The organism is Echinicola pacifica DSM 19836 (genome assembly GCF_000373245.1).
GTDB lineage: Bacteria > Bacteroidota > Bacteroidia > Cytophagales > Cyclobacteriaceae > Echinicola > Echinicola pacifica.
The window spans coordinates 685584-711578 of record NZ_KB890739.1 but is presented as its reverse complement, the minus strand read 5'-3'; the positions used below and the strand labels follow the sequence as shown (position 1 = coordinate 711578).

Here is a 25995-nt window from a genome sequence, read left to right as displayed (position 1 = left end):
TCCTTGAAACAAGTAATTTAAAATTTTGGAAAGTGGAAGAGCATAAAGGAAACGACAGAGAGGAAATTTTCTCTAAAAAAGTGAAAGCTGGAAAAAGGACTTACTTTTTTGACGTAAAAGCTACACGGTCTAACGACTATTACCTGACCATCACTGAGAGTAAACGTAAAATTCGCGATGATAACTTCGTTTATGAAAAGCATAAGATTTTCTTGTATAAGGAAGATTTTGCTAAATTCGTAGATGCCCTTCAGGACACCGTTGACCATGTGAAAAATGAATTAATGGCTGATTTTGACTTTTCTCAATACGAAGCAGAAGCAGAAACAGAAACCAGCTCTGAGAACAATTTCGGAGACGACCTGAAGTGGGATTAAGTCCTGCTTTATCTTAAAAAATTACTGAGATTGAACCTATTTTCAGGTATTTTATAATACCTGCCTATCTGAACACAAAAATACTTTGGTCAGTAGTGGGATGGGTTCAATCTTTTTTTATTTTTACACCATGCAGAAACTTATCATTTCGGTATTGGTATTTCTAGTCGTACTATTATTGGTGGGCTGGTATTTTTCTAATATTGCTTTTTATCTGATTATCTCTTTAGTCATTGCTGCGGCCTTACGCCCTATGACCAACCGCATCAGCAGCGTCCATATTTTTGGTCACAATATCCCACGTTGGTTTGCCATTATGTTTTCCTTCGCCACGATCAGCTTAGTGCTCTTCGCCATTACACTACTTTTCATCCCTCTGATCATCGCACAGGTGGAAGTCATTCAAAATGTGGATATAGAATTTATATACGAACAAATAAAAAGGCCAGTAGATCATTTTGAAGCATTCCTTATCCGGTTAAATCTTACCAGCAATTCCCCAGGCCATTTATTTGGGCAGGTAAAAAGTACTATTTTGGCCAGTATTAGCGAGATCAACTTCCAAGGATTCATCAATGGCCTGATCAATGCGACCAGTACAGTACTTATATCTGTATTGGCGGTGGTATTTATTTCGTTTTTTCTTTTGCTGGAGAATGGTTTATTACGAAGAAACATTATTAACTTAGTACCCAATGAATATTTTGAGTTGTCGGTAGCCACTTTTCATAAGGTGGAACGCCTACTTTCCAATTATTTGGTAGGTTTACTGATACAGATGATAGCTATTTTCACGATTGCCTCTACTGGCTTGGCGATAGTGGGAGTGGATTATGCACTCACTATCGGGGTTTTTGCGGCAGTGGCCAATCTTATCCCTTACGCTGGGCCCATATTGGGTGCTACTTTTGGAGTAATGGTAGGCTTGATTACTGGTGATTATATGGATGCGCAGGAAATGCCCCTATTTGTTTTAAAGATATTGTCGGTATTCTCTGTGGTACAGCTTGCTGATAATATATTTTTACAACCATTAATTTTCTCGAAATCAGTAAAAGCCCATCCACTTGAAATATTTGTTATTATCTTTGCAGGTGCCAAAGTCGGCGGGGTACTCGGAATGATATTTGCCATTCCAGTTTATACGATTTTCAGAGTTTCTATTCAGGAATTTTATAAAGGATATAAAGAGTACCGCATCTTTAAAATAAAATAAGCAGTAAAATAAATGGCTTTACAGTGTGGTATAGTTGGGCTTCCCAACGTCGGTAAATCAACCTTATTCAATGCACTTAGTAGTGCAAAAGCTGAAGCAGCTAACTTCCCATTTTGTACCATCGAACCGAATGTGGGAGTGGTGACTGTTCCTGACAGCAGACTTCAGATTTTGGAAAAACTAGTAGTTCCAGAGCGTGTAATGCCTACAGTAATTGAATTTGTAGATATTGCAGGACTGGTAAAAGGTGCCAGCAAAGGGGAAGGTTTAGGTAATAAATTCCTAGCTAATATCCGTGAGGTGGATGCAATTGTACACGTTATCAGATGTTTTGAAGATGATAATGTGGTCCATGTTGCTGGCTCAGTGGATCCACTTTTCGATAAGGAAGTTATTGACACCGAGCTTCAGCTGAAAGACCTGGAGTCGGTAGAAAAGAAAATCAGCCGCCTGCTTAAAGTAGCCAAGTCTGGCGATGCCAAGGCAAGGAAAGAGCTTGAAATCCTAGAAAGATTCAAAGCGGGCTTAGAAGCAGGCAAAAATGCCCGTGCGGTAGAAGTGGAAGAAGAGGAATTGGAGGCCGTGCGCGACATCCATTTGCTTACCATCAAGCCGGTGCTTTATGTGGCCAATGTCGATGAGGGGAGCATCCTTACCGGTAATGATCTTGTAGAGAAATTAAGGGAAAATGTGAAAGATGAGCACGCGGAAGTCATTGTCCTGTGCGCAGCTATCGAATCACAAATTGCAGAATTTGATGATCCTGAGGAAAAAGAAATGTTTTTGGGCGAGTACGGTTTGGAGGAAAGTGGCCTCTATAAACTGATTCGCGGTGCTTATTCCTTATTAGATCTTATTACTTATTTTACAGCCGGCAAGCAGGAAGTGCGAGCATGGACCATCCGCAAAGGTTGGAAAGCTCCAGCAGCAGCAGGAGTTATCCACACTGATTTTGAGCGGGGATTCATCAAAGCTGAAGTGATCAAATTACCCGATTATGAAGCTTTTAAAACTGAAGGTGCATGCCGTGAAAACGGTAAAATCGCCATCGAAGGCAAGGAATATGTCGTGAAAGATGGCGACATCATGCATTTTAGGTTTAACGTATAATAAAATATTCGAAATTTCTTGTAATTTTGCGAATGATTTAATTATTATAACGTTATACCTATTAACAGAGAATAATAAAATTTAATCATTGTTTAACATTTTATTTTTAATGCCGTGAGAATTAGATTGATATTTTCGTTAAAGAACAAAGGCGCTTATTTACCCTTTCACCACCAGTACATCTTGGCCCAATTCCTTAAAGGTCTGATCGTTAAAGGTGGACGTGAAGAGTTTTTCAACTACAATTACTTCAACTTCTCTGGCCTTAAAGGTCAGACCAAAGTAAGTCGAAGTGGCCTTCATTATTACTCCAGCTTGGTTACCCTAGTGCTTTCATCACCCAATGAAGACTTTATTGACTATTTGCTAGAGCAAGTATTTAAAACGCCAAAAATTGAGTTAGGAAACCTCATCATCTCCCCTGAGTACACCGAAAAAGAATCCGAACCGGAATTAGAACCTTCAAACAAGTTCGTTTGTATCTCTCCGCTCGTATTGCTTTCTCCTACATTCGATGACGACTCTGGAAAACGATTCATTAACCCAGATACAGACGAATTCTCTGATCTGCTCTATGAATCTACCCTTACCAGAATGGAACGCTCCGGATGGTACACTCAGGAGCAAATGGAATCGTTCTTCAAATTCCAGGTGGTACCTGATATGAATTACGTAAATAAGCTCAAAGAGCAACAGAAAAAATTTGCTAGAATCTACTCCGTATATGATATGGATGTCAAGTATGAAGTAAGAGGCTACACCCTGCCATTTACCTTATATGCAGCCCATGAAGTGCAAGACTTCGTCTTCAAATGCGGTTTAGGCGCCTTTACTCATAAAGGTTTTGGTATGCTCGACCTGGCCAATAACTCCCCAAGTCAACGTACCGAACCTTATAAGTTTAAGCGCGAAGGTTTCGTCCCTTACAGATCCAGACAACAGCAATCTAATTCGTCTGAATCTTCAAAAGATGAAAGCGAAGATTAAAAAAAAAGCCCGGAAATTAATTCCGGGCTTTTTTTATGACCTAAAACCGCCTATTATTTGCGTTTACACGACTATATCCTATCAATTCGTCATAGCGCGAACCAAACTCCCGATAGTAAACCAAAATATCATATTCATTTTCGGTCTGAAAATGACTCCCCTCAAAACTCATCGTGTCCCAGCCTTGCTCCGTCTGGAAAGCCACTTGATAATCGTACCAGCCCTGCTTTAGTAAAAGCGTGGATTGGTACAAACCAAGTCCCTCGGACCATTCCATCTTCGCCATCGGACTTCTCCCCCAATTCGTCATCTTCCCAAAAAGGTAAGGCTTTAGCGCCGCTTCTTTGGGCCATTTGGTATTAAAAGTCACCAAAACATACTCGCTTTCCAAATGAGGATTGCCACGCTCCTGATTCTGCACAATATACTGGCCATTTAGGTCCAAATATTCTAAATAAGTCTCCTCCGCTCTTATCTCATTGATCGCTGCGGTGGCATATACCACATCTTCTTCCATCCTGATCTCAGCGATATTTCGCCCGGTGGTCCGCACATACCTTAAGTCCACAAACCTGAACTCATTCCCAGCATCAAAGATATTGGAACCATCAAAAAATTGATATTCCAATTGCCCTTGCCCTTCTCTGATAAATGAGGGCTTAGTGCTCACCTTAGCATTATCCCAGCGTTGGTTTTGCCTCACGACTAAAGTGACGGTCTCCAAAGGATTCTTCAATTCACGGCCACCATAATTTACCATAACATCGATCTGCTGACCAGATCTCCTACTTTGGCTTTGATTAGGTGGCAATAAATCCACTGCTACCCCTAGTTGCTCTTCATATACCATAAACCGCCTCGTCAGGATTACTTCATCCTTGGCCCCTTCCCGATATACCTTGATAATATAGTTGCCGGACTTGGCCACTGGCGGAATATCAAAGCTATAATGAACATAAGGAATACGGGTATTGATGCTGTAATCGTAATTTATGATATTGAACTCATTAAATTGCCGCAGGTAATCTGCAGACTTCAAGGAAGAGCTGGTCCAGTCTGCATTGCAATGAATCAAGGTACAGCGGTATCGATCCGGCTCAAAAGCCAAATCATCAAATTCCAACACCAATCCAGCACTGCCAAGTGGCGCAATGGGCGCATTCATCTGAGCACTTATAGTCGCTCCCTGCCAATAAATCTGGACAGATTGGATATTTTCCTCCATCACCTCATCCTCCAAAACCGCCTGAGCCCGAAGAGCCAGAGGCATAATCATCATAATCAAAAATAGTACTTGCTTCATCAAATCGTGTATTTGTAACAAGATAATAATAAACTGACTACCAATAAAAATGCCAGGACGTAAACCTTACATCCTGGCATTTTAAATCGGCTTTAAATAGAAGTTTATTCTGAAAGCTCCATCTCTAGCTCTTCCACTTCCTCTAAGAGCTTCTCCCAATCAGCCGTGAATTTCTTTTCTTTGGTGATCAGCTTTTGATAATTATCATTCAAGGAAGCCAATTTATCCTGATCTTCGAACACTTTAGGATCTGCCAGTTGAGATTCAATTTTTCCTTTTTGCTCCTCTAGCTCCATGATGATCAGCTCCATATCGGATACTTCCTTTTTCTTACCCTTTAGGGCTTTGGAAAGCTGGCTGAATTCCGTATCGGTTTTCGGCACTTTAGGCTTAGCCACTTTTTCCTTTTTGGCACTTACGGCAGCCTGAGGAGTTTGCTTCGCACTCCAAGCTTCATACTCCTCATAGGTACCTAGGTATTCCTTGATCTCATGGTTTTCGATATACCATATTTTATTCGCCACACCTTTGATGAAATGCCTATCGTGGGATACGGTCAGGAAGGTACCCTCATACTGCTGCAAAGCCTGAATAAGAATATTCACCGACTGCATATCCAGGTGATTGGTAGGTTCATCCAATAATAGGAAGTTGGCCTCAGAGATCAGGGTTTTAGCCAAAGCCACCCTAGATTTTTCCCCTCCGGACAAGACCTTAATTTTCTTAAAGGCATCATCATTGGTAAATAAGAAGCAGCCAAGAACATTTCTCAACTCCGTCTCAGTCTTATCACTGCCTGCCTGGACCATTTCCTGAAGGATCTCATTATTCACATTCAAAGCTTCTAACTGATGCTGCGCAAAAAACGACTTGATCACGTTATAGCCTTCTTTGCGTTCTCCTTTAATCGGCTCAGTGCCATCTATAATCCGAAGAACCGTTGACTTACCTTTACCATTGGCTCCAATAAGGGCGATCTTGTCTCCTCTCTCTATTCTGGCGGTGGTATTCTTCAGGATAGTAAGGTCTCCATAGGCTTTGGAGACGTCCTCTAGCGTGATGACATCTCTGCCAGATTGCTTGGAGAACTTGAATTTGAAGTTTACAGAGATATTATCGTTGATAACTTCATCCACCCGATCCATGCGGCCGAGAGCTTTCACTCGTGACTGCACCTGATTAGACTTTGAGGCCTTAGCTCGGAAACGCTCAATAAAACGCTCCGTATCTTTGATCATCTTCTGCTGATTCTCAAAGGCATTCTGCTGAATCTCCTCTCTTTCGGCCTTCTCAGACTTATAGAAAGAATAATTACCAGCATAGGTAGTCAGAGATTGCCTGCTTACCTCCACAGTGGTATCTATACAGTTGTTCAGGAAGGTCTGATCGTGGGACACCACGACCACAGCTCCTTCATAGGTCTTGAGGTAATTTTCCACCCATTGGATGGAAGGAAGGTCAAGGTGGTTGGTAGGTTCATCGAGCATCAGCAAGGAAGGCTTTTCCAAAAGCAGCTTGGCTAACATCACCCGCATTCTCCATCCTCCCGAAAAAGTCTTCAAGGGACGCTTAAGATCAGGCGTAGAAAAACCAATTCCCTCCAACACTTCCTCGGCTTTGGCCTTAATGGTATATCCTTCGTTGGCCTCAAACCTATCTTGAAGTTGGGCCAATCGGTTTATGATTTCATCTGAATAATCAGTCTCCATCTGCTTCAATACGGCCTCTATCTCCTCCTGCAAATTGAGTGTTTCCTTAAATGCTTCCAATGCCACATCCAAAATACTGTCCTCAGACTGATAAGACAGTAAATCTTGGTTCAAAAAGCCAATAGTACAATCCTTGGCCTTTTGGATCTCTCCATTGGAAGGCTGGTAATCGCCATTGATGATTTTTAGCAAGGTGGACTTTCCTGTTCCATTCAGCCCCACCAAACCTATCTTATCTTTTGGCTTGATATGTAGGGATGCATTTTCGTACAAAGCACGCCCCCCTATATAGTATGATAAATTATTGATCGATAACATGCTGCAAAAATAAGGATTCTGTTCTGTTTCTATCCTCATTAAACCAAATTTAATATTGGCTTAGCCTCCTTCTTTTGATTTAGGGCCTTACAGGCCCAAAAATAAACTATCCTCCGCCCTCAAAATCATACCCTAGCCCATGGAAATAAAGCCATTAACCATATATTTTTACCTGAAATCCTTATTTTTATACTTATATCAGCGCCTAACCTCACAGGTTTTTACCAGTCAAAAGCCCTAGGAAACCTAACAAAACAATTTTTGACCAGCTTTAAAAAAATCCCTCAACCCGGCAACTTCTATACTATGATCCTTGTTATAGCCCCGAAAACAGACCCCCAAATCTTATGAACTATCAAAAAACAATCTTGAGTGCTATTGGAGCAGGCATGCTACTTTGGGCATGTGATTCTAAAACAGAAGATTCTATAAGTCTTCCTGAAGCCCCTGAAGGGAACAATAGGAAGGACATCAGCCAAGATACTGCCGAGGTAAAGCTCGAAACTATCCAGCTTCCCGAAAACTTTTCCATAGATGTATGGGCCGCCAATGTACCAAACGCCCGATCCATGGCCGTCTCGGACAACGGGATCGTCTTTGTGGGCAATCGCCAAGAAAAAAATGTCTATGCACTGATCGATAGCGACGGAGATGGCAAAGCAAATTACCGCTATACCCTCGCAGAGGACCTCAATATGCCAAATGGCGTGGCCTATAAAGATGGCGACCTCTATGTGGCAGAAGTCAGTCGCATCCTAAAATTCCCTGATATCAAAAATCACCTTGCAGACCCCAGCTTTGAGGTAATCTATGACCAATACCCAACAGAAGGCCACCATGGCTGGAAATTCATAGCTTTTGGTCCTGATGGACAGCTCTATATCCCCGTGGGAGCCCCCTGCAATATCTGTGAATCGGAGGAGGAAATCTTCGCTAGCATCACCAAATTAGATGTGACAGCAGAAAATCCAAGTCCGGAAATCGTGGCTCATGGCGTACGGAATACCGTTGGATTTGATTGGCATCCCAACACAGGGAAACTTTGGTTTACGGATAATGGCCGTGATAATATGGGTGATGACACCCCCGAATGCGAGCTTAACGTCATCACTGAAGAAGGCCTACATTATGGCTACCCTTACTGGCACCAGGGAAATGTGAAAGATCCGGAATTTGGAGACCAAGGCAAAGACGAGTCCGCCTATATCGCACCCGTAACTACCCTAGGACCACATGTGGCCCCTCTGGGAATGAGGTTCTATGAGGGAAGTATGTTCCCCGACAGCTTCTCCAAATCCATATTCATCGCTAAACATGGATCGTGGAATAGAAGCAAAAAGAGTGGGTATGTCGTCACTTCTATCGCGATGGATGGAAATGATACTAAAGGAGAAAGCACCTTTGCCTCTGGATGGCTGGATGAGGAAAGCCAGGAAGTGTGGGGCAGACCGGTAGATGTCCAGGAATTAGCGGATGGAAGCTTACTCGTCTCTGACGATATGGCAAATTGTATTTATAGAATATCTTATTCGAAATAATACCCTTCTCCCTCAGTTGGGTTTATCTACTTTGCGCCGTGGCGCAAATACAAATTACTGATCACCATAAAATGATCATCCAAAGAGACAAAAAAAAGAGCTAAGCTGATTTAATTCAACTTAGCTCTTTTACTTTCTATTAATTATCTATGGTAATACTTATAAGTATTTTAAACGCTTTTGAGCCTAAGGCACCTTAGGGTTTCCAGCGAAACCCCACCAAAATAGAGCAAATGAGGAGGGACTACTTCAGCCACTGAGGCTTAGTCGTGATGACCTCCGCCCTCAATTGATTAAGCAGACTATATAAGCCAAAATAGGTTCTATTTACATATAAACCATGCTTTGACCCTCTAGCCTGGCGGGATTTTTTAAACATCTTATCATTGGACACTCTATCACTAAGTGCATAGATCTGGTCAAAATAGGAGTCGTCTGCAAAATCAAATCGATCCTGATGAAAAGGCCTTCCAATAAGGGAAATCATTTCCTTAAAGATCTCCTTGAAGAACCTCTTCTCCTCAGGGCTGTCCAAATCCGAAATGAATTCAAGATCATAAAATATCTTATCCAGCTCGGCTTTATCCGCCACCAGCTCTTTTTTGATCAGGCTAAAATAGCCTTGATAAAAATCCTCCGGAATCACCTTCACACAACCGAAATCAATAATCCCCAGATTCCCGTCATTCATCATGATGAAATTTCCCGGATGTGGGTCGGCATGCACTTGCTTGAGCTCATGAACCTGATGATGGTAAAAATCCCATAAAGCTTGCCCAAATTGATTCCTCGCTTGCTGAGAAGGCTGAGTCAGCAGCCATTCCTTAATATGCATACCCTCCAGCCAATCCATGGTGATAATGCGCTCGCTACTCAGATCCGGATAATAATCCGGGAATCTCAGATGAGGGATGTGGGCGCATTCCTGCGAAATCTCCAGCGATCGCCTTACCTCCAGGAGGTAGTCAGTTTCTTCGAGCAATCGCTCCTCCACTTCTCCCATATAGTGATTCAGCTCTTTCTCACTCATATTTAGAAGCCTCAGGGCGAAGGGCCTTACGAGTCGCAAGTCAGAGGTAACACTATCAGCCACACCTGGATATTGGATTTTCACAGCAAGTTTTTGGTCCTTCAGCGTGGCCTGATGCACCTGACCAATGGAGGCAGCATTCACAGCAGAGCGACTGAAGGTATCGAATATCTGATCGGGAGATTTACCGAAATACTTCATAAAGGTCTTCACCACCAAAGGGTAAGAAAGCGGTGGAGCGCTGTATTGGGCCATGGCAAATTGATCCTGATAGGCTTTGGGAAGCATATTCTTATCCATAGACATCATCTGCGCCACTTTAAGTGCGCTGCCCTTCAGCTCACTGAGGGAGGAATAGATATCATTGGCATTCTCCTCATCTAGCTGATCCCTGGAGACCGAAGGGTCGCCTATCTTGCGGGCATAGTGCTTTACATAGTTCCCTCCTACTTTCGCTCCAGTCTTTATAAATTTGGCGGCACGCTGAACCTTGCCCACCGGAATACTTCCCTGCTCTTTCTTTTCCACGATTCTTGTATTTTATCTTGACTGATAAAGAAATTTTGCAAAATCGACAAAACTATCCAAGGCACTTTTGCCCATAAGGTCAAAAGCAAAATTGACGGATTTCTCAATGGCCTGGTCGGTTTTCTCAAATCCCGCAGACTGATCCTTGATCCAAAAGCGGAACAGGAACATCACCTGAAGCCAGACTGCCTCATCGTATTTGTCGGTGATATATGGCCGCTGCGCTATCTCTTCCGATTCCTCTCCTTCCTTAATCACCTCCTTGGCGTAAGCCTTAAAATCCTCCCTAAAACCTCTCAGCTCTTCTGGGAGAGACTTGGGCGGTAAACCCTCCGTATCATAGATAGCCAATAAATAGCTCCGATTATGCTTCAATTCCTCGATCCAAGTATAGAAAAAAGCCAGTAATTTCTCCCGGGAGGAATACTCATTATATACAGGTTCGGCCCGAAGGATGCTTAAGGTATTGGAAAATATCTCCTGCCAAACAGCCCCTTTTATGGCATTGAAATTAGGGAAGTAAGCATAGAATTCTGCTTCTTTGATTTTTATATCCCTGCAAAATTTAAATACGGAAACAGGCGCTTTCCCATTTTCCAAAATATACATTTTGAAGGAAGAGATGATTTTTGCTCGTTTATCCACTTTGCTGGTTTTCTTTGGTGCTACTTTTTCCATAATATTGAATATAATTGTGGCAAGACCTTAGTTATAAGCCATTGATAGATAAAATATTCGGCTATCCTTAGCTTCCTTATGATAAACATCAAAAAGCCAATGATGGTTTTCGTTTTGACAATCTAATTTGAAATTAAGCACTGAGGGATCATTTTCCTCTTTCTTTCCACCATTAAACCATCAAAAACAAACCATTTGCCTATCATCCTTCGTATCAATCCTCATGGCCTTGCCAAAAGCTGGCTGTTTCTCCACTATGAAAAATTCTAAAATCATCCTTTGGCTATTCATCCTGACACTATCTGCATCATGCAATGAGGATACTGAAGACCCAAGATTTGCGGATGCCTATATCAAGACTGCCATCACCGCCTCTATGCAGGAATGGTACTATTGGAATGACCAGCTGCCACAGAGAGTAGATTACGATCAGTACAATTCCTATGAGGCTTTATTGGAAGCGATTAAGTATAAGCCCTTTGATCGCTGGTCTTATTTGACGACTCCGCAGGCTTTTGATCAGGCCTTTACTGGGCAGAACAGTGGCCATGGCTTCGGCTGGGCAATCGATCAAAAACAAGATTTATACCTTTCCTTTGTCTATAGCGAGTCGCCAGCGGGAAAAGATGGCTGGCAACGTGGCTGGAAAGTCATTCAGGTCAATGGGAGACCAGTTGCCGATTATAAGACTTCCACTGGCTATAACTTCCAATTGGGACCCGCAGAGGCGGGGATCAGCAATTCCTTCACCTTTGAACTTCCCGATGGATCGCTCACCAATCGCAGCATTAGCAAAGCGGCCTATCAAGCCAACTCCGTCCTGAATCGCTCCACAATTTCCCTGGAAAATAAGCGCATTGGCTACCTGGCGTATAATAGTTTCAAGGCTACCGCGGGCCTCAGCCCCACTCAAAGCCAGGAAGTAAAGGAGGCTTTTGACTATTTCGAAAAGGAGCAGGTGGATGAAATGATCGTGGATCTGAGGTATAATGGCGGCGGATCGGTGCGCGTTGCGGAGCAGCTGATGAATTATCTCGCTCCTATCTCTGCGAAGGGACAGGTCATGTATACCGATATTCATAATCGCAATAAGGAGGAGATGAATGGTGAAGTGCGATTTACTAAAACCGGCGGCCTGGACCTCAGTAGGATATTCTTCATCGTATCTGGCAGTTCAGCATCTGCCAGTGAATTGTCTATCAACTGCCTCAGTCCTTATATGGAGGTAAAATTGATCGGTCAAAAAACATATGGAAAACCTGTAGGCGCTTTTCCTGTATCTGGCTTCAATAAATTCCTGGAAAATAATGGAATTGAACTCGTGCCAATCACCTTCTCCACCGCCAATGCAAATGGAAAAGCTGATTATTTTGAAGGCTTACCCGTGGATTATGCTGCGCAAGATGGAGTATCTTTTCCATGGGCAGATCCGGAGGAGCCCCGACTAAACGCCGCTCTTCAGTATATCAGGACAGGAAGTTTCCCCTTCAATGCACGGCAAGATCTAAGTCCTCCCCAATGGGAGATGATCGATGATTTCACCGGTTTGCAGCAGGAATTCCCCGTTTATTAAACTTATAAAGGTTTTTCGAATGTTACTTTCACCTGTTTCTGGTACTTAAGCCGGAAACCTAGACTCATCAAAACCCGACTAATCGATTCCCTGAAATTCAGCCTATTCAGAATCAATAGGTTTTCGGATACGGCTCTTCAAAGCAAGGATAGCACGTCCAAAAAATCAACCGAGATAGCAACAAAAAAGCCTGAGGAGGAATCTTCAGGCTTTAGTGATTATAAAGAATATCGATAAATCTATTTCTTCTGATGGCGATCAATGAGCACTTCCATTACCTCATCCAATTCATAGCCTTTTGCTTCCAGAAGGACCAAATAATGATACATAAGGTCGGCAGCTTCTCCCATAAATAAGTCTTTATTATCATCCTTCGCTTCGATTACGATCTCCACGGCTTCCTCTCCTACCTTTTGGGCCACTTTATTTATGCCTTTGGCAAATAAAGAGGCGGTATAGGATTGGTCAGAAGGATTATTTTTACGATCCTTAATGATGGCTCTTAGCTTATCAATGAAGCCAGTTTTGGAGGTGTTTATCTCATCAAAACAAGTGTCTGCACCGGTATGGCAAACGGGACCCACTGGGCTGACTTTGATAAGGAGAGTATCTTTATCGCAATCAATGGCCATTTCTTTGACGAAGAGGAAATTACCTGAGGTTTCTCCCTTGGTCCATAGGCGCTGTTTGGTGCGGCTATAGAAGGTTACTTTGCCGGATTCTTGAGTTTGTTTTAGGGCTTCTTCATTCATATACCCCAGCATCAGCACTTTCTGGCTCAATGCATCCTGTATTACTGCGGGAACTAAGCCGTTTACTTTATCAAAATCTATTTGTAATTCTTCCATTTCAGATCTATTTGCGTTACCGCATTTATTAGTTAGAGGCGTGCATTGACGCCGTGATCATTCAGATAATTTTTCAGCTCAGGAATTCCAATTTCCTTAAAGTGAAATATACTTGCTGCAAGGGCAGCATCAGCTTTGCCAGCGGTAAAGACATCCTCAAAGTGAGGCATGTTCCCAGCCCCACCGGAGGCAATCACTGGAATGCTCAGCATGGCGGATATTTCACTGGTGAGGTCATTGGCAAAACCAGCTTTGGTCCCATCGTGGTCCATACTAGTAAGCAAAATCTCCCCTGCTCCACGCTCCGCTACTTCCTTAGCCCAGTCCTGGGTTTTCAGCAAGGTGGCTTTTCTACCACCATGAGTATGGACAAAATCAATCCCATCCACATTCCTTGTATCAATAGCCACCACAATGCATTGACTTCCAAATTCCGCCGCCATTTCGTTTATAACTTCCGGTCTTTTAACGGCTGCAGAGTTGATAGAAATCTTATCTGCGCCAGCATTGAGAAGGACTTTCACATCCTCCACGGTGGAGATTCCTCCGCCCACAGTAAAGGGAATATTAATGGCTTTTGCTACTCTGGTGACCAATTCGGCAAGGGTCTTTCGCTTATCGACCGTGGCCGTAATATCCAAAAAAACCAGTTCATCGGCGCCTTCATCAGAATATACCTTGGCAAGTTCCACAGGATCACCCGCATCTCTCAGATCCACAAAATTCACCCCTTTTACCGTTCTACCGTCCTTGATGTCCAGACAGGGTATTATTCTTTTCGTCAGCATAGTTTTTATTATTTCACAAATGAAGCTAGTTGTTCCAAGGTAATTCTACCTTCATAAAAAGCCTTCCCTACTATGGTCCCATATACGCCTATCTTCTGCAAGTCTTCCAAGTCTTCCATCTTCGATACACCCCCACTAGCGATAAGCTTGACACCAGGGATTTCTTGCAAAATCTCCTTATACAAGTCCACTGAAGGGCCTTGGAGGAGTCCGTCCTTGGCGACATCAGTACAGATCACATAGGAAATCCCCTTCTGCACATAATTCTTGATAAAGTCGATCACATCGGCTTCGGTGGTCTCTTCCCAGCCGCTAATGGCAATTTTTCGGTCTTTGGCATCAGCCCCCAGGATGATCTTCTCGGCTCCATGCTTTGTGATCCAGCCCTCAAATAAATCAGGGTTTTTCACCGCTATACTTCCGCCAGTCACCTGTACCGCCCCTGCCTCAAAAGCCATCTGAATGGTCTCATCCGACTGCACTCCTCCACCAAAATCTACTTTCAGAGAGGTGTTTTTTGCAATGGATTCCAACACCGCTTTATTGACGATAGTCTTGGCTTTGGCTCCATCCAAATCCACCAGATGCAAGCGTCTGATTCCTGCGGACTCAAATTTCTGTGCTACTTCAAGTGGATTATCAGCATACTCTTTTTTTTGCTCATAATCCCCTTGGGTAAGGCGAACGCATTTGCCACCTATAATATCTATTGCTGGAATAATTTCCATAATTAAAGTTTCAAGAAGTTGGTTAATATTTTCTGTCCGGCTAGGCTGCTTTTTTCAGGGTGCGCTTGCATCGCATAATAATTATCCTTGTGCAATAAAGCGCTAAAATCCTCCAAATAATGTGTGCTCGCTATGGTATATTCCGGGTGAAGCTCTGCATAATAGCTATGGACATAATAGACATAATCCTCCTCGGTCACCTCAGCAAGCAAGGGACTATTGATGTTTTCAAGGTTATTCCAGCCCACATGAGGCACCTTGTCCAAAGGGGGGAATTTCTTTACCTGAATAGGAAAAATCCCCAAGCAGCTGGTATCATTCTCCTCGCTATGGCTGCAAAGCAGTTGCTGACCCAAACAGATCCCAAAAAACGGCTGATCCAAATCTTTGATCAGCAGATCCAGCTTTTTCTCCCGGAGGTATTTCATAGCAGAGCTGGCCTCCCCCTGACCGGGAAAGATCACCTTATCGGCCTTTTTTATTTCCTCAGGATCATCGGTCAATTTTGCCTGAACTCCCAGACGCTCCAGTGCATAAAGCACCGAAAGCACATTACCAGAATTATATTTTATAATGGCTACTTCCATTTATATCTTCATCGCTTAAAAGTCAAATAGACCTCAAATTCCTAAAGGAAGTTTTGAGGCCTATCACTTTGGTTTGTATGCTTTTTTTGATCTGACTGTCTTCCCGAAGGAATGGATCTTATTAGCAGTCCAAAATTAAACATTATTCCCTATTTATGAAGCTATCCACACTTCTATTTGGCAAGATGGCCAGAAACTAGGCTTTTATTCACCTCTTTTATTCTTGCTCCCGGGCCTTTTCCGCAAGCTCTTCTTCCAGTATGGACTCGATCTCAGGTAGAGAATTATACAGCTGCTCATACCCTTCAATGATGAAGTATTTATCTTGAAATTTATTTTTGAAATAAGCCGTTTTCATGATTTTCTTTACATCATATTCCAGATGCTCGGGCTCAGTGGATAGGCTAAACTTAGTCTCACCTGCAGAGCTCAGGATACCCGCTCCATATATCCTTAGCTTGCCATCCTCTCTGATCAGGCCAAACTCTATCGTAAACCAATAGATTCGGGACAAGAGATGAATCGCCCAAGGATTATCAATGTGCTTTAAAGCAATACCGCTCAATTTCTCCAGAAAATCAACATAAGGCTGATTGGTCAGAAGAGGCATATGTGCGAAGGCATCATGAAACATATCTGGTTCTTCCAGGTAGTCTAATTGCTCCATCTTACGCAGCCAGGTGGAAGAGGGGAAGCGTCTATTTTTCAGCAAGCCAAAGAACAGGTCATCGTCTATCAATCCTGGCACCACCTGAATAGCCCAGCCGGTGGATTGTGCCAAATTTTCCGTGGCCTCCTCAAAGTTAGCGATACGGTCAGCGGTAAATCCTATTTCCTTAATTCCATCAAGGTAGGCTTGAGATGCTGCATTGGGTAAGTTTACGATCTGACGCTCATAGAGCACCTTCCACACTTCAAAATCCTCGGCAGTATAAGCACTGTAATCCTGAGACATCGATTCTAATCTCGGGTCCATAAAGACCCAATTGGCATTTTTTATCTCCATTTTATAGTTGGGTTGAATGCATAGTTTTATTTACGGTCATTTTTACCAGAGGTTCAAAACAAAAAAAGCCTAACCCCGCGAAGGATTAGGCTTGATAATATATGTTTATCACGTAAGGCACACCGCTTTACCCCTAATCCTTGACAGGAAAATAATGGTAATAATAGCTATGATATTGTGCGATCTGATTTTTCATTTTGACAAAGGCAAATATAGGGCTTTGATCTTTTTTCACAAATTAATTAATGAAATTAAATTTTAACATTCCCCAATTCAAACCCTTAAAAACAAATAAACACTACTATTTATAACAAATCAAAGGATTTTCTCATGGAGAAAGTTTTTCGGATTTGATCTGTAAGCTGCGCACTTTGAGCAAAATCCAAGGTCTGCTGACCATCAGAATAGGCCTTTTCCGGGATCTCATGTGTCTCGTAAATTATCCCATCAGCCCCAGCCATCACGCCAGCCAAAGCCATCTGATGCACAAACTTCCGAATGCCAATTCCGTGAGATGGATCCACCACCACTGGTAAATGCGACTTGTCCTTAAGCACCGGCACTGAATTTAGATCCAAGGTATTTCTCGTGGCTTTCTCATACGTACGAATGCCTCGCTCACAAAGAATGAGCTTTTCATTCCCCCCAGAGAACACATATTCCGCTGATTGAAGAAGCTCCTCTATGGTACCGGAAATCCCCCGCTTGATCATCACAGGCTTATCGACCTTCCCCAGCTCATCTAACAAATTGAAGTTCTGAGTATTTCTTGCTCCCACCTGAAAGATGTCCACATAGTCCATCATTTCTTCTATCTGAGAAACCTGCATCACCTCAGTCACGATCTTGATACCTGCCTTGCTGGCGAGGTCATACCATAACTTCAGTCCTTCGATCCCCAAACCTCGGAAGGCATACGGGCTGCTTCGTGGCTTATACACCCCACCGCGCATGATCTTAATATTATTGGCTTTTAGGTGATCGATCACCTTGACGATCTGCTCCTCATTCTCGATGGAACAAGGACCAGCCATTATCGCCATATCTCCCTCTTTGATATAGACATCATCTCCCAAGTCTATCGAGGTAGGCTTTACCTTCCATTTCTTGGACACAAGCTTATAGGCGTCAGAAACAATATGGATATCCTGAATTCCTTCATGATGGCCAAACTTCCGGATATCAAATTCAGCATTGCCGATTCCCACCAGGTAGGTACCCGCCTGAGTGATCACCTCAGTAATTTTATACCCTAAGCGATTGATTTCCTTGATCAAGCTTTCTTTCTGAGCCTGAGAAATGTCAGGTTTGGTTTGTATAATCATGTTTATCCTTGTTTTACTCCCTGAATATAATTCTTAACTGATGTACTAAGGTCATCAGCATCCTGAAGTACTTTGATAAAAGCACTTCCGATAATGGCTCCATTGCAATAAGAGGAGGCCGTGCTAAATGTCTTATGATCTGAAATACCGAAGCCTATAAGCCGTGGGTTCTTCAAGTTCATCGCTTTTACTCTCTCGAAATAAGCCTCTTGCTCCTCGCTTATCCCCGACTTTGCGCCGGTAACCCCATGCGAACTTACCATATATATAAAGCCATCTGACTGCTCATCGATCGTGCGAATACGTTGCTCGCTGGTCTGTGGAGAAATCAAGAAGGTATTCCGCAGGTCATATTTATCAAATGTCTCCTTGTACTCATCTTGATATTCCTGGATCGGAAGGTCTGGCAAAATCAGTCCATCCACTCCTACCTCTTTGCATTTCCTGCAAAATTCCTCCACACCATATTGAATGATTGGATTCAAATAGCCCATCAATACCACCGGCAGTGATACGGTTTCTCTCATATCCCCTAGCTGGCTAAATAGCTTTTTCATATTCATGCCATTCTCCAGGGCTTTTTTATTGCTTTCCTGAATGGTCGGCCCATCTGCCACAGGGTCAGAATAAGGCATCCCCACCTCGATAATATCCCCACCGGCTTCTTCTATCGCCTGCATTATCGGCAAGGTATCCTCCAATGAGGGAAAACCCGCGGTGAAATAAATGGACAGGATGTTCTCCTTTTTATTTTCAAATAACTGATCTATTCGGTTCATCTCCTTTAATTAAAAACTAGAAAATTAAATCATGTTCGACCAAGCGCCTACTTAACCTCCACTTCCTATCTTCCAGCTCGGTCAGGTTGAATGGGTAATTAATAACCTCCCCATTTGATATACGTATCAAGGTCCTTGTCTCCACGACCAGAAAGATTGATTACGATCACATCAGTATCCTTATATTCCAGTTGGTTCAGCACGGCTAGGGCATGAGCAGACTCGATAGCAGGGATAATCCCCTCTAGCCTACTTAGCTCAATTCCCGCTTTCATGGCATCTTCATCCTCGACGGCGTAGAATTCTCCTCTTCCCGAATCAAACAAGTGGGCATGTACGGGGCCTATGCCCGGATAATCCAAACCTGCAGAAATAGAATGAGGCTCCACCACCTGACCGTCTTCAGTCTGCATCAGAAGGGTTTTGCTACCATGCAGGACACCTGGAGAGCCCAGTGCAGTCGTCGCTGCGGACTTGCCGGAAGTGACGCCAAGTCCTGCCGCTTCCACGGCCACCAGCCTTACCTCTGGAGAATTATAATAATGATAAAAAGCTCCTGCCGCATTACTTCCTCCACCTACGCAGGCAATGACGATATCGGGATTTTCCTTGTTTTCCTTTTCCTTCAACTGGATCTTGATTTCCTTGCTGATGATCGATTGGAATCTGGCCACCATTTCGGGATAAGGATGTGGGCCCACCACCGAGCCTATGATATAGTGAGTATCCACAGGGTTATTGATCCATTGTCGCATGGCCTCGTTGGTGGCATCCTTGAGGGTTTTGCTACCAGAATTGGCAGGTACCACCTCAGCACCTAGGATTCGCATTCTTTCGACATTCGGCTTTTGTCGCTCCATGTCGAGCGCGCCCATATAGACCACACAGTCCATGCCCATCAAGGCACATACAGTAGCCGTGGCCACTCCATGCTGTCCTGCACCGGTCTCAGCGATGATGCGCTTCTTACCTAGTTTCTTGGCCAGGATGATCTGACCAATGGTATTATTTACTTTATGTGCGCCCGTATGACATAGGTCCTCACGTTTTAGGTATATTTTGACTCCGTATTTTTGGGATAGCCTTTCGGCTAAATATAATGGCGTAGGCCGCCCAACATAATCACGTAATAAATGATCAAACTCCTTCTTAAAATCCTCAGAATCGGTGATCTTCTCGTAATTCAATCGTAATTCTTCCACATTTGGGTATAGCATCTCGGGAACATACGCTCCGCCAAACTTGCCATAAAAACCCTTCTCATCAACTTTTATCATATTCTTCCCCATAAGTATAGGGTATTTAGTTAAGTGAATTTCTGTATAAATATTCCTCCTACTTCCTGGAGGGTACTGCTGCTTATTCCCTCTCTCCTAAAGCTTCCAGCAAGGACGCTTTAAACCTCTTAAGCTCTGGAATGTTTTTCAACGCAGGATTATCTTCGAATTTCGAATTAATATCCACTCCAGCCATCATTGGGGATTTTTTGCTAAAGCTCACCAAATCAGGAATGCTTGCGGTATCTATGCCCCCACTGAGCAAAAAGGGCTTTTTGAGAGGGTAATCCTCTAATACTGACCAATCAAATTGATGGCCTGAGCCACCATAAGCCTTTGTTTGTGTATCAAACAAGAAATAATCCACATAGGATTCATATGCCTCCAAAGCCCGCCAATCCACTGCGCCTGACACCCTGAATACTTTGATTAATTTCACCCTGGACCTAGCCTTCAGGCTTCGCAGCAGCTCCACAGGTTCATCCCCATGCAGCTGCAGGTATGCCAGTTGGTACTTCTCTGCCGTAGCCAGCAGCTCCTCTTCGGTGGCATTTACAAATACCCCCACCTTGGGAATAGTTAGTTTTGACATGATAGGCTGGGGTGTTTCCACATACCTCGATGACTTGGGGTAGAATATCAAGCCCATTAGGTCGGGATTCACTTCTTGTTGCAAGGCAGAGATATTCTCTGCCTCTCGCATGCCACAGACTTTGATCAGCATAGCCCTATTATTTGGTCAATGATGCGGCTTCCAGTTCACGAAACTTATTCATGAAATTCAAGGCTGCCTGATTTGGACGAATGGACTTCATGAAGTTTTCCCCAATCAAAAACCCATCAAAACCTGCACGCTTCAACTCCACTAAGGTCTTCGGATCGGAAATGCCACTTTCAGAAATCTTCACAAAGGTATCAGGAATGCTATTCACCAGGTCAAAGGAAGTATCCAATGACACCTCAAAGGTCTTCAGGCTACGGTTATTCACCCCTACCAAGTCCAAGTGATCATTCAGCGAAGCAGCCAGCTCCTCCTGATCATGAACCTCCATCAGGACTTCCAGCCCCAAAGAATGAGCAAACTTTGCGAGTTCCTCCAAGCGCTTTGGCTCCAGTGCCGCCGCAATAAGCAGGATACAATCAGCCCCAATGGATTTGGCCTCGACGATCTGATACTCATCGATCACAAAATCCTTTCTTAGAATCGGGCAAAAGTTAAATCTTCTAGCAATAGTCAAATCCTCATTGGCTCCGCCAAAAAACTCCTTATCCGTAAGGATGGACAAGGCCGATGCGCCAGACTGCATATAGCCAATACTGGTCTTCTCCACCTTGGCCGTATTATTTATAATTCCTTTGGAAGGAGACTTTCGCTTAAACTCCGCAATAATCCCCGTCTTCTCTGGATCCTGGATATACTTCCGGATAGAAACGACCTTTCCTTCAAAAAAAGCACTTCTTTCCAGCATTTTCACAGGAACTAAGCTCTTGCGTTCAGCTACTTCTTCCTTTTTATGTGCGATAATTTTTTCTAATATATTACTCATATTGAATTATTTAGCTAAGCTTATTATCGTTTTGGGATTTACTAATTTATTAAAGGTGGCCAATGCCTTGCCACTATTCAGGGATTCCTCCGCCTTGGCAATCCCCGCCTCAAAACTTAGGGATGGATCTGCAGTGATTAATGCCGCAGCAGAATTTGCCAATACCACCGCCTGTTGGGATTTAGTGCCTTTTCCTTTCAGGATATTCATGAATATCTTGGCAGATTCTTCGATGGTGTTGCCCCCTTGGATGGTTTCAGCGGACAACTTTGGAAGACCGATGGAAGCTGGGGATATCACCCTCTCGCCATCATTGGAGATCATCTTAAAATCCCCCGTCAGAGATATCTCATCATAGCCATCCAGCGCATGAAGGATGCTAAACTGCACATCGCTATTCTGATAAAGATAGCCATACAGCCTCGCCAATTCCAGGCTAAAAACGCCTACCAATTGCTTTTTAGGAAAGCTAGGATTCACCATTGGACCTAGCATATTGAAGAAGGTCTTGACGCCAAGATCTTTACGGATAGGACCCACGTTTTTCATTGCAGGATGGAATAGCGGGGCATGCAAAAAGCATATTCCTGCATCATCGAGGTTCTTGCGGATAGTATCCACATTATTAGTGAATTCATAGCCAAAATTAGCTAGTAAATTGGAGGATCCGCAGATGGAAGACACGCCATTATTGCCATGCTTGGCCACATTCTGACCAGCTCCTGCCACCACAAAGGAGGACAGGGTGCTTATATTAAAGGTGTCCTTACCATCACCACCAGTACCACAAAGGTCCATGGCATCGTATTCGGCTATTTCTACCGGGATACACTGCTCCAGCATGGCTTCCCTGAAGCCTTCCAGCTCCTCCACAGTGATACTCCGCATCATATAGACGGTCATAAATGCCGCCATTTGACTTTGGTTATATTCCCCGGAGGTGATTTTTTTCAGTGTTTTCCTGGCCTCCTCCTTACCAAGAGTTCTATGTTCAATCAGCTGATTTAGGATTTCTTTCATGATGAATAGGGGGTTTAGGTCCCATGGTTATTTATAGAGTAGTGGTTTATTTTTTAGGATACTGTAAGAAGATCGCTTAGGATTCCAGCCAGTTTGCGATCATCTTTGCACCATTCTCTGTAAGCACACTTTCCGGATGGAATTGCACACCTCTGAGTTTATATGATTTATGTTTGACAGCCATGATCTGTCCATCGGGCGTCTTCGCCGTGATGAGCAGCTCATCAGACAGACTAGCTTCATCGATCACCCAGCTATGGTACCTGCCTATATTAAAGGAGGAGGGAATCCCTTCAAAAATAAGGTCTTCTCCGAGCACTTTCACCACCGAAGCCACTCCATGGACCACTTCCGTGAGGTTATTTAGTCCACTACCAAAGGCCTCACCGATCGCCTGGTGGCCCAGGCACACGCCTAGAATGTCCTTGGTGGGGGCATATTTCTGGATCAAAGCAGGCATAATACCCGCATCAGCCGGTACGCCTGGCCCTGGTGACAGCAAGATCTTATCGTATTTTGCTACATCTTCCAAAGCAATTTTGTCATTTCGGAAAATATCCATCTGAGCACCATAGCCTAACTCTCTGACAATATACACCAGATTATAGGTAAATGAATCGTAATTATCGAGTACTAATATTTTCATTTTTTTATAATTGAAAAATCGGAAGTATATAAATTATGGAAATCTACCCTTTCAATTTTTTATCATTTTCAAATTTCTTGAGATCGTTAATAAACCGACTAGTTCCTATAAGAAACCCTTCTAGTTTACCTGTCAGTTCGAAGCTATTCCCTTCAAGGAATCTCCCAACAGACGGAATACCAAAGCTTACTTTCTAAGCCTATTCGTGGCTCCCCTTCCAGGACACCTAACAAAAGATTCTTAGCAATCGTGCTTCTGAATCCATTATCTATCCTAAAGGGAAGCTTTTCTTCCCTTTATTTATACCTGCTCGGCTGCCTTAAGTGCTACCCGCAGCGCCTCCAGCTTATTGGCGACTTCCTGAAGCTCACTTTCGATACTGGACTTGGCCACCACCCCTGCTCCGGCTTGGAACCTAAGCTTATTGTTTTGAGAAACGAATGATCGAATGAGAATCGCATGATTAAAGTCCCCATTGAAGCCCAGGAACCCGATGGCTCCCCCATAGAATTTCCTGCTGGTACTCTCTAGTTCATCAATCAGCTCCATAGCTCGATATTTGGGTGCGCCAGACAGGGTGCCTGCCGGGAAAGTATCAGCCACCAGCTGCAATGGATTGGCCGAATCTGGCAATACCCCCGTCACCTTGGACACCAGGTGGATCACATGCGAATAAAACTGAATCTCTTTAAACACTTCCACCTCCACTTTGACAGAGGACCTGCTTAGGTCATTGCGAGCTAGATCCACCAACATCACATGCTCCGAATTTTCCTTAGGATCATCATATAACTTTCGCGCCAGCTCCGCATCGGCCTGATCATTTCCTGTTCGCTTAAAAGTCCCTGCAATAGGATATATCGTAGCCTTGCGCCCCTTCACCACTATCTGCGCCTCTGGAGAACTGCCAAAGACCTTATAGGAACCATAATCATAATAGAATAAGTAGGGAGATGGGTTTACCGAACGAAGGGCTCGGTACACATTAAATTCGTCCCCTTTAAAACCCGTGGTAAAAGACCTGGATAATACAATCTGGAAAACGTCCCCTTTGAAGCAGTGCTCGCGACCCTGTCTCAGGATATCCAAAAACTGCGTATCGGTGTAATTGGAGGTCTCCTCACCATCCAGCTTGAAGCTATAGGTGGGGATATTTCTATTATAAAGAAGCGTCACGATCTCTTTGATCCGGTCATCTTCCCCATTAATATGATAATCAAACAGGTGCAGCTCGTTCTTAAAGTGATCCACTACGATCACATTTTTGTACACGGCATAGTACGCTTGTGGAATTTCTGACTCCTGAGTATTCTCAAGATTAATATCCTCAAAGCTCCCCACCGTATCGTACTGCATATAGCCAAAGAGGCCGTTGGTGATGAATTTAAAGTCATTTTCCTCCTCCACGAAGCGCGCAGAGAATTGCTTTAATTTGTCCACCAACTTATCCTGCTCCGTCAAGGTAATGACCTGCTTCTGCTCCTCCGGGAAGGTTTCGGTGATCGTCTTCCCATCAAAGGAAAAGGTGGCCATCGGGTTGAAGCATATATAGGAGTAACTATTGTCTTGGCCGTGGTAATCAGAACTTTCGAGCAAAATGGGATTTTTAAACTTGTCCCGAATTTGCAAATAGACACTCACCGGAGTGATGGTATCCGCCAGCAGTTTCTTGTAGCGAGTTTTGATCTTGAAGTTTTGTTTCGTGTCCATGGTTAATTTCGAATAAAATAAAAAAGGCTTACCGGGGAATTCCAGCAAGCCTCTAAAGGTAATATTATACTTTACTCTTAGGTTTAGGCACTAATCAGCTGTTCTTTCCAGAAAGAAGTAGATTATGCCACCACCAATATTGAGTATTTATTTTTTTCATAGCTTTAATATCAGACAAATATATAAAGCCATTTTTACTGCCAAAAACTTTTCAATATAAAAATTACCAAAAAGATAACTTATCTATGTCCCAGCTGATAGGTAAGGGGCTAATAAACAAGCGCTACCAAGATTTGACGATATCATAATCGCCTTCCGCTATCCTTCTATCTTTGCCCTATAACCCTGCCTATAAGGTTCCATGGTTAGATTCTGGGCATAAGAAGCCCCACTTTTACTTTTATAAAATAATTAGTAAAAAGTAATCTTACTATTCTTATAAAAAATCCTGTGACAAAAATTCTGAAGACTCTAAAGCACTATATTCGCTAGCCTATCTCGTTAAATACCAAAATAAAGTTAAATTTGCCAGAGACAAAAGCATTCCTATGAGCAAGCTAGCAAAGTACTATAAAAGAGTTTTCGATGACTATAAGGTATTGGTTCAGGTAAATCCTGAGGACCTTACGGGAATTGAATTGATTATTCACCCTTCGGGAAAAATAGAAAAGACCACCATGGAGTTCGATGAAGAAATCTATGATGATCTTAAAGTTGATGAATTTGAAAACTGTAGCCCTTTAGAGTTTAACCTCTATCTCAAGGGCCTAGGTTAATATATCGGTTTGTCCTTTTTCTCTTCCTGCTGCTGGAAATTGTTTTGGTTCCAATAGGCAGGAAGTTCTTTTTCTTCCAATCTAATGAGTTGTTCATCTTCAAAGGTGGCTAGCAAATAGAATTTGTCATCACGCACCACTCTATACGTTTTTTGTGGACCTTCAAGGTTGCTGATAACGGCTGTTGGATTCATTTTCAGAAAATCCTTTTCGTCCATCCCTACTTTATAAGTAGGCGTTTTGTTAAAAACAGTACATGAGCTCATCGCGCCTATTGCAATGGCCATTGAGAGAATAATTAATAGTTTTTTCATATTCATATAATCGTTTATCACCCTTCGAAATGCAAGAATATTGCCAAAGTTATTCTGAATCAAATCGTTGAAGATCCGCAGAATTTCCCCCTGGATTTTATCACCTATCACTTTAGTATATTTACCAGTGGATGGAGAAAACCCCATGGCTTTGGCTTGCGCCAATGTGAATCTATCAATAAGGCACCTTCGCTACTGTAGTATATAGTTTAGGCTTTTCTATAACGTTTATATAGGGACCATGGCTGCTTTTTATGCTAGTATTTCACCTGGATAG

General features: G+C 43.1%; 25 protein-coding genes. 7 read left to right on the top strand and 18 right to left on the bottom strand.

Annotated elements, in window-relative coordinates; all coding sequences use genetic code 11:
* The first annotated feature begins 32 nt into the window (after positions 1-32).
* From B050_RS0107565 to cas6, 4 genes are all read left to right on the top strand, one after another.
* On the top strand, positions 33-377 hold the full coding sequence (locus tag B050_RS0107565; protein ID WP_018473302.1) for a DUF3276 family protein: 345 nt from the start codon (positions 33-35) through the stop codon (positions 375-377).
* Between the two features lie 130 nt (positions 378-507).
* Positions 508-1593, top strand: a complete 1086-nt coding sequence (locus B050_RS0107560; protein WP_018473301.1) for an AI-2E family transporter — start codon at positions 508-510, stop codon at positions 1591-1593.
* Positions 1594-1605: 12 nt separating this feature from the next.
* The gene (gene ychF / locus B050_RS0107555; protein WP_018473300.1) at positions 1606-2703 is read left to right on the top strand and encodes a redox-regulated ATPase YchF; all 1098 of its coding nucleotides are present in this window, start codon (positions 1606-1608) and stop codon (positions 2701-2703) included.
* Between the two features lie 114 nt (positions 2704-2817).
* Positions 2818-3690: a CRISPR-associated endoribonuclease Cas6 gene (gene cas6 / locus B050_RS0107550; RefSeq protein WP_026235723.1), complete on the top strand. Its 873-nt coding sequence runs from the start codon at positions 2818-2820 to the stop codon at positions 3688-3690.
* A gap of 40 nt (positions 3691-3730) precedes the next feature.
* On the opposite strand, the gene B050_RS0107545 is transcribed toward cas6, so the two are convergent.
* Together B050_RS0107545 and B050_RS0107540 are read right to left on the bottom strand one after the other, a co-directional pair.
* Positions 3731-4993, bottom strand: a complete 1263-nt coding sequence (locus B050_RS0107545; protein ID WP_018473298.1) for a type IX secretion system plug protein — start codon at positions 4991-4993, stop codon at positions 3731-3733.
* A gap of 104 nt (positions 4994-5097) precedes the next feature.
* Positions 5098-7020 (bottom strand): ABC-F family ATP-binding cassette domain-containing protein, encoded by a 1923-nt coding sequence (locus tag B050_RS0107540; protein WP_018473297.1) that lies wholly within the window; start codon positions 7018-7020, stop codon positions 5098-5100.
* Between the two features lie 347 nt (positions 7021-7367).
* On the opposite strand from B050_RS0107540, the gene B050_RS0107535 reads away from it, so the two are divergent.
* On the top strand, positions 7368-8558 hold the full coding sequence (locus B050_RS0107535) for a PQQ-dependent sugar dehydrogenase (protein WP_018473296.1): 1191 nt from the start codon (positions 7368-7370) through the stop codon (positions 8556-8558).
* Positions 8559-8802: 244 nt separating this feature from the next.
* Here B050_RS0107535 and B050_RS0107530 read toward each other — a convergent pair whose 3' ends face one another.
* Together B050_RS0107530 and B050_RS0107525 are read right to left on the bottom strand one after the other, a co-directional pair.
* Positions 8803-10116, bottom strand: a complete 1314-nt coding sequence (locus tag B050_RS0107530) for an ABC1 kinase family protein (RefSeq protein WP_018473295.1) — start codon at positions 10114-10116, stop codon at positions 8803-8805.
* Between the two features lie 12 nt (positions 10117-10128).
* Complete coding sequence (locus B050_RS0107525; protein ID WP_018473294.1) at positions 10129-10794, bottom strand: TetR/AcrR family transcriptional regulator; 666 nt, start codon at positions 10792-10794, stop codon at positions 10129-10131.
* Positions 10795-11050: 256 nt separating this feature from the next.
* Here B050_RS0107525 and B050_RS0107520 point away from each other — a divergent pair, with 256 nt between their 5' ends.
* Positions 11051-12367, top strand: a complete 1317-nt coding sequence (locus tag B050_RS0107520) for a S41 family peptidase (RefSeq protein WP_026235722.1) — start codon at positions 11051-11053, stop codon at positions 12365-12367.
* Positions 12368-12606: 239 nt separating this feature from the next.
* On the opposite strand, the gene hisIE is transcribed toward B050_RS0107520, so the two are convergent.
* The 13 genes from hisIE to B050_RS0107450 form a co-directional block, all read right to left on the bottom strand.
* On the bottom strand, positions 12607-13215 hold the full coding sequence (gene hisIE, locus B050_RS0107515; protein ID WP_018473292.1) for a bifunctional phosphoribosyl-AMP cyclohydrolase/phosphoribosyl-ATP diphosphatase HisIE: 609 nt from the start codon (positions 13213-13215) through the stop codon (positions 12607-12609).
* Between the two features lie 32 nt (positions 13216-13247).
* A complete protein-coding gene (hisF, locus tag B050_RS0107510) occupies positions 13248-14003 on the bottom strand; it encodes an imidazole glycerol phosphate synthase subunit HisF (protein ID WP_018473291.1) in 756 nt (251 codons plus the stop codon).
* Between the two features lie 8 nt (positions 14004-14011).
* Entirely contained in the window at positions 14012-14731 is a 720-nt protein-coding gene (gene hisA, locus B050_RS0107505; protein ID WP_018473290.1) for a 1-(5-phosphoribosyl)-5-[(5-phosphoribosylamino)methylideneamino]imidazole-4-carboxamide isomerase, read from the bottom strand.
* 2 nt (positions 14732-14733) lie between these two features.
* Positions 14734-15318, bottom strand: coding sequence for an imidazole glycerol phosphate synthase subunit HisH (gene hisH, locus B050_RS0107500; RefSeq protein WP_018473289.1), 585 nt, complete (start codon positions 15316-15318; stop codon positions 14734-14736).
* 217 nt (positions 15319-15535) lie between these two features.
* The gene (locus tag B050_RS0107495) at positions 15536-16324 is read right to left on the bottom strand and encodes a phenylalanine 4-monooxygenase (RefSeq protein ID WP_018473288.1); all 789 of its coding nucleotides are present in this window, start codon (positions 16322-16324) and stop codon (positions 15536-15538) included.
* Positions 16325-16629: 305 nt separating this feature from the next.
* On the bottom strand, positions 16630-17649 hold the full coding sequence (gene aroF / locus B050_RS0107485) for a 3-deoxy-7-phosphoheptulonate synthase (protein WP_018473286.1): 1020 nt from the start codon (positions 17647-17649) through the stop codon (positions 16630-16632).
* Between the two features lie 2 nt (positions 17650-17651).
* Complete coding sequence (trpA, locus tag B050_RS0107480) at positions 17652-18428, bottom strand: tryptophan synthase subunit alpha (protein WP_018473285.1); 777 nt, start codon at positions 18426-18428, stop codon at positions 17652-17654.
* Positions 18429-18526: 98 nt separating this feature from the next.
* Complete coding sequence (gene trpB, locus B050_RS0107475) at positions 18527-19705, bottom strand: tryptophan synthase subunit beta (RefSeq protein WP_026235721.1); 1179 nt, start codon at positions 19703-19705, stop codon at positions 18527-18529.
* An 82-nt stretch (positions 19706-19787) separates the two neighbouring features.
* On the bottom strand, positions 19788-20429 hold the full coding sequence (locus B050_RS0107470) for a phosphoribosylanthranilate isomerase (protein WP_018473283.1): 642 nt from the start codon (positions 20427-20429) through the stop codon (positions 19788-19790).
* A gap of 7 nt (positions 20430-20436) precedes the next feature.
* Positions 20437-21252, bottom strand: coding sequence for an indole-3-glycerol phosphate synthase TrpC (gene trpC, locus B050_RS0107465; RefSeq protein ID WP_018473282.1), 816 nt, complete (start codon positions 21250-21252; stop codon positions 20437-20439).
* A gap of 6 nt (positions 21253-21258) precedes the next feature.
* Positions 21259-22272: an anthranilate phosphoribosyltransferase gene (trpD, locus tag B050_RS0107460; RefSeq protein WP_018473281.1), complete on the bottom strand. Its 1014-nt coding sequence runs from the start codon at positions 22270-22272 to the stop codon at positions 21259-21261.
* 76 nt (positions 22273-22348) lie between these two features.
* Positions 22349-22918, bottom strand: a complete 570-nt coding sequence (locus tag B050_RS0107455; protein ID WP_018473280.1) for an anthranilate synthase component II — start codon at positions 22916-22918, stop codon at positions 22349-22351.
* Between the two features lie 300 nt (positions 22919-23218).
* Complete coding sequence (locus tag B050_RS0107450) at positions 23219-24628, bottom strand: anthranilate synthase component I family protein (RefSeq protein ID WP_026235720.1); 1410 nt, start codon at positions 24626-24628, stop codon at positions 23219-23221.
* Positions 24629-25176: 548 nt separating this feature from the next.
* Here B050_RS0107450 and B050_RS0107445 point away from each other — a divergent pair.
* The gene (locus tag B050_RS0107445; RefSeq protein ID WP_018473278.1) at positions 25177-25404 is read left to right on the top strand and encodes a hypothetical protein; all 228 of its coding nucleotides are present in this window, start codon (positions 25177-25179) and stop codon (positions 25402-25404) included.
* Here the strand turns inward: B050_RS0107445 and B050_RS22100 are convergent.
* Positions 25401-25718: a hypothetical protein gene (locus B050_RS22100; protein WP_044202070.1), complete on the bottom strand. Its 318-nt coding sequence runs from the start codon at positions 25716-25718 to the stop codon at positions 25401-25403. The two genes, B050_RS0107445 and B050_RS22100, sit on opposite strands and share 4 nt — an antisense overlap.
* Positions 25719-25995: the final 277 nt, after the last annotated feature.